The 3655-nt window shown below is 62.0% G+C and carries 4 protein-coding genes; all 4 read left to right on the top strand.

Features of this window, described 5'->3' with window-relative positions; all coding sequences use genetic code 11:
• On the top strand, window positions 1-863 hold an 863-nt coding region (locus VIH17_09585; protein HEY4683484.1), incomplete at its 5' end, for an inorganic phosphate transporter.
• Window positions 860-2020, top strand: coding sequence for a methyltransferase domain-containing protein (locus tag VIH17_09580; protein HEY4683483.1), 1161 nt, complete (start codon window positions 860-862; stop codon window positions 2018-2020). The genes VIH17_09585 and VIH17_09580, both read left to right, overlap by 4 nt.
• A gap of 10 nt (window positions 2021-2030) precedes the next feature.
• Window positions 2031-2363: an arsenosugar biosynthesis-associated peroxidase-like protein gene (locus tag VIH17_09575; protein HEY4683482.1), complete on the top strand. Its 333-nt coding sequence runs from the start codon at window positions 2031-2033 to the stop codon at window positions 2361-2363.
• Window positions 2364-2403: 40 nt separating this feature from the next.
• Window positions 2404-3462, top strand: coding sequence for an arsenosugar biosynthesis radical SAM (seleno)protein ArsS (gene arsS, locus VIH17_09570; protein ID HEY4683481.1), 1059 nt, complete (start codon window positions 2404-2406; stop codon window positions 3460-3462).
• Window positions 3463-3655 lie beyond the last annotated feature (193 nt).

Below are 3655 nucleotides of genomic sequence, written 5' to 3'. Positions count from 1 at the left end.
TGTTTCTGGCGGCGCGGCTGGGCGCGCCCATTTCAACGACGCACGCGATTGCCGGAGCGCTGGCGGGAACCGGTCTGCTCGCCGCCGGCCCGCATGGAGTACGTTACGCCACGCTGCTTCATAGCGTGGCGTTGCCGCTTCTCTTCTCGCCCGTTCTGGCGATGGCTGGCACGCTGGCGCTTTTCCCGTTGGCCGAGCGGCTGGTTCGATCACGGGACTGTATTTGCCTGACGGAGAGCCAAGCGCCCGCTCTGGTAGATTCCTCAGGGAGAACAGGCTCGCTCGTTGGGTTGTTCCGATGGGTCGAGATTCGCTGGTCCCACACGGCAGATTGCATGACCGGAACGGAGCTGGTGCGGGCAAGAATCTCGGAAGGCTTGCATTGGCTTTCGGCCGCCAGCATCAGTTTTGCGCGGGGACTGAACGACACACCCAAGATTGTGGCGCTCGCCCTGATGGCATCGGGGCTCTCGGGCCCTGATTCTATCGGGGCGGGCATCCTCGGGTCATTCGTGCCCGGGATGCCTTACGTCGCGGTCTCCCTGGCGATGGCGCTGGGGGGAATCGTGGGAGCGCGTCGGGTGGCGGAAACCATCTCGCGCCGCATCACTCCTTTTGATCCCCCGCAAGCGCTCAGCGCTAATTTTTTCGGAGCCATGCTGGTAGGCTTCGCGTCGCATCTTGGCCTGCCTGTTTCGACCACGCACGTAGCGGTGGGGAGCGTGCTGGGCGTCGGCCTGCATCGTCGCCGGGAGGCGAACTGGGGGAAGGCGCGAGAAATTGCCGGCGGGTGGCTGATTACGCTCCCGGTGGCGGCCGTGGCGGGAGCGGTGATCTATTGGATCCTTGGGAGGCAGCAATGAGCAGGAAAGCTGTTCTTGATACAGAAAGCGCCGTTTGGCGACGATACGAGCGAGCCGCCAAAGAGAAGGCGGCGGCGCTCTGCTGTCCGGTGCGCTATGACCCGAAGTATCTGGATGTGATCCCCGCGGAAATCCTGGAGCGGGATTATGGGTGCGGCGACCCGACACCCCACGTGCGTCCGGGCGATACGGTGCTCGATCTGGGCAGCGGCGGCGGCAAGCTGGCCTACGTTGCCGCCCAGATGGTGGGCCCGAAAGGAGGCGTCATCGGGGTGGATTTCAGCCCTGCCATGCTCGCGCTGGCACGCAAGCACCAGTCGAGGGTCGCCGAGCGAGTCGGCTACGACAACGTGGATTTCCGCCGCGGCCGGATTCAGGATTTGGCCCTTTCGCTCGACGAGGTGGACGCCTACCTCGAAGCGAATCCGATTCGCTCTTCCGATGATTTGCGCAAACTGGAGGAATTTCAAGAGAGGCTGCGCCGGGCAGCGCCGCTGGTGGCGGACGGGTCGGTGGATGTCATCATCTCGAATTGCGTCTTGAACCTGGTGAAGGAAAGCGAGCGGGAAAACCTTTTCCGCGAAATGTACCGCGTCTTGAAGCGCGGCGGGCGGGTGGCCATCAGCGACGTGGTCTCCGACGAAGACGTGCCGAAAGAGATGAAGGGCGACCCGGAGCTCTGGAGCGGTTGCATCGCCGGCGCCCACCGCGAGGACGGTTTTCTGGAAGCCTTTGAGCAAGCCGGTTTCTACGGCATAGCTTTCCATCAGTACGAGCACCGGCCCTGGCAGACGGTCCGGGGCATCGAGTTCCGGTCGGTCACAGTGACCGCTCGCAAGGGCAAAGAAGGCCCGTGCCGGGAACGGTACCAGGCGGTGATTTACAAGGGTCCGTGGAAGAAAGTCGAGGACGATGACGGCCACATCCTTTACCGCGGCAAGCGCATGGCCGTCTGCGACAAGACCTATCATTTGCTGACCGCCGAGCCCTATGCCGAGGAAATCATTCCCGTGCCGCCGCTCAAGGATCTCCCGCTCGAGAAGGCAAAGCCGTTCGCCTGCGGAAAAAGTTCCTTGCGCCCGCCCTGGGAGACCAAAGGAAAGAGTTATCGCAAGACAACCAGGGCCGATGCCGCCTGTGGCCCGGGTTGTTGCTGAGGAGGAGAGTATGCAGGGTTACTATGACGCAAATGATCTGGCTCGCTTTCCGGAGATGGGCAAGGGCAACAAGGAGTTGTGGGAAAAATTTTCCGCTTACTACAGCGCTGTTTTTGCCGAGGGGGCGCTCAGCGAGCGTGAAAAAGCTCTCATTGCGCTGGCGGTCGCCCATGCGGTGCAGTGTCCCTATTGTATTGACGCCTATAGCCAGGCCTGTTTGGAGCGAGGTTCCAACATCGAAGAGATGACGGAAGCGGTGCACGTGGCCTGCGCCATTCGCGGCGGAGCCTCGCTCGTCCACGGCATCCAGATGCGCAACATCGTCGGCAAACTTTCGATGTGAGACCTCGGTAGGGTTTCGACGGCGGGGAGGGAGGGAAGGCATGTCTCCCAGTTTGATCGCGCTCGGCAATCCCCTGGCTTCAGCGGCGGAGCAACGGTGCGTGCTCGGTTCTTCCAATGGCATTCCTCCATTTGGCCAAAGCCTTCGCCGCGCCGGTCTCTTTCCGCTTGCCGCGACGGGCATCACCGCCCTTCAGATCAACGTGGGAAAACTTTGCAACCAGACCTGCCGCCACTGCCACGTGGATGCCGGACCGGATCGGCGGGAGATCATGACGCGCGAGACAATGGAACTCTGCCTGGCGGCCCTGAGCCGCTCCCAAATTCCCACCGTGGACATTACCGGCGGAGCGCCGGAGCTGAACCCTCATTTCCGGTGGCTCGTGGAAGGGGTCAAAAAGCTTGGCCGGCACGTGATTGACCGGTCGAACCTCACTGTCCTGCTGCTGCCGTCCCAAGGCAATCTGGCCGAATTTTTGGCCAGCCACCGCGTGGAAATCGTCGCCTCCTTGCCCTACTATCGGGAGGCCCAGACCGACGCCCAGCGGGGCGAAGGTGTGTTTGAAAAATCGATCGAAGCCCTTCAGAAGCTCAACCGGCTCGGCTACGGGCGAGAGGGATCCGGGCTGACTTTGAATCTCGTATATAACCCGGTCGGGGCGTTTCTGCCCCCGGCGCAATCCGGCATCGAGCGGCAATTCAAGCGAGAACTCGAGCAAAGGCATGGAGTTGTTTTTGACCATCTCTACGCCATCACCAACATGCCCATCAGCCGGTTCCTCAAATTCCTCCTGGCCAGCGGTAACTACGAATCGTACATGGAGAAGCTGGCGCACGCGTTCAATCCGGCGGCGGCAGCCGGGGTGATGTGCCGGGCGATGTTATCCGTCGGATGGGACGGTCGGCTCTATGATTGCGATTTCAATCAAATGCTCGAGCTACCCGTGAATTCCGGTCTTCCGGCGCACATCCGCGATTTCGATCCTTCGCGTCTTGACCGCCGCGCGATTGAAACGCGCAATCATTGTTACGGCTGCACGGCGGGAGCCGGCTCATCCTGCGGCGGGGCCACGGTCGCGGAGGCGTCGCCCGGCACATAGCGAGCAGCCGGCCGGAAGCATTTCCTCAGAGAGGGAGGCACATTTCATGGTTGCCAAACCCGGGTCGTTCTGGGAGACTTTGGCTTTTGTCGGGCGACCCGACCGACCGTTGACAGCAGGAAATTATCTATGCTAGGGATACAGGGCGCTCGCCCCGATGGAATAGGGGCGAGGCGCCTCCGGGCCGAGAGCC

The organism is Candidatus Acidiferrales bacterium (assembly GCA_036514995.1).
Taxonomy (GTDB): domain Bacteria; phylum Acidobacteriota; class Terriglobia; order Acidiferrales; family DATBWB01; genus DATBWB01.
The sequence above is the reverse complement of the archived record's forward strand: the minus strand, read 5'-3'. Positions and strand labels throughout refer to the sequence as shown.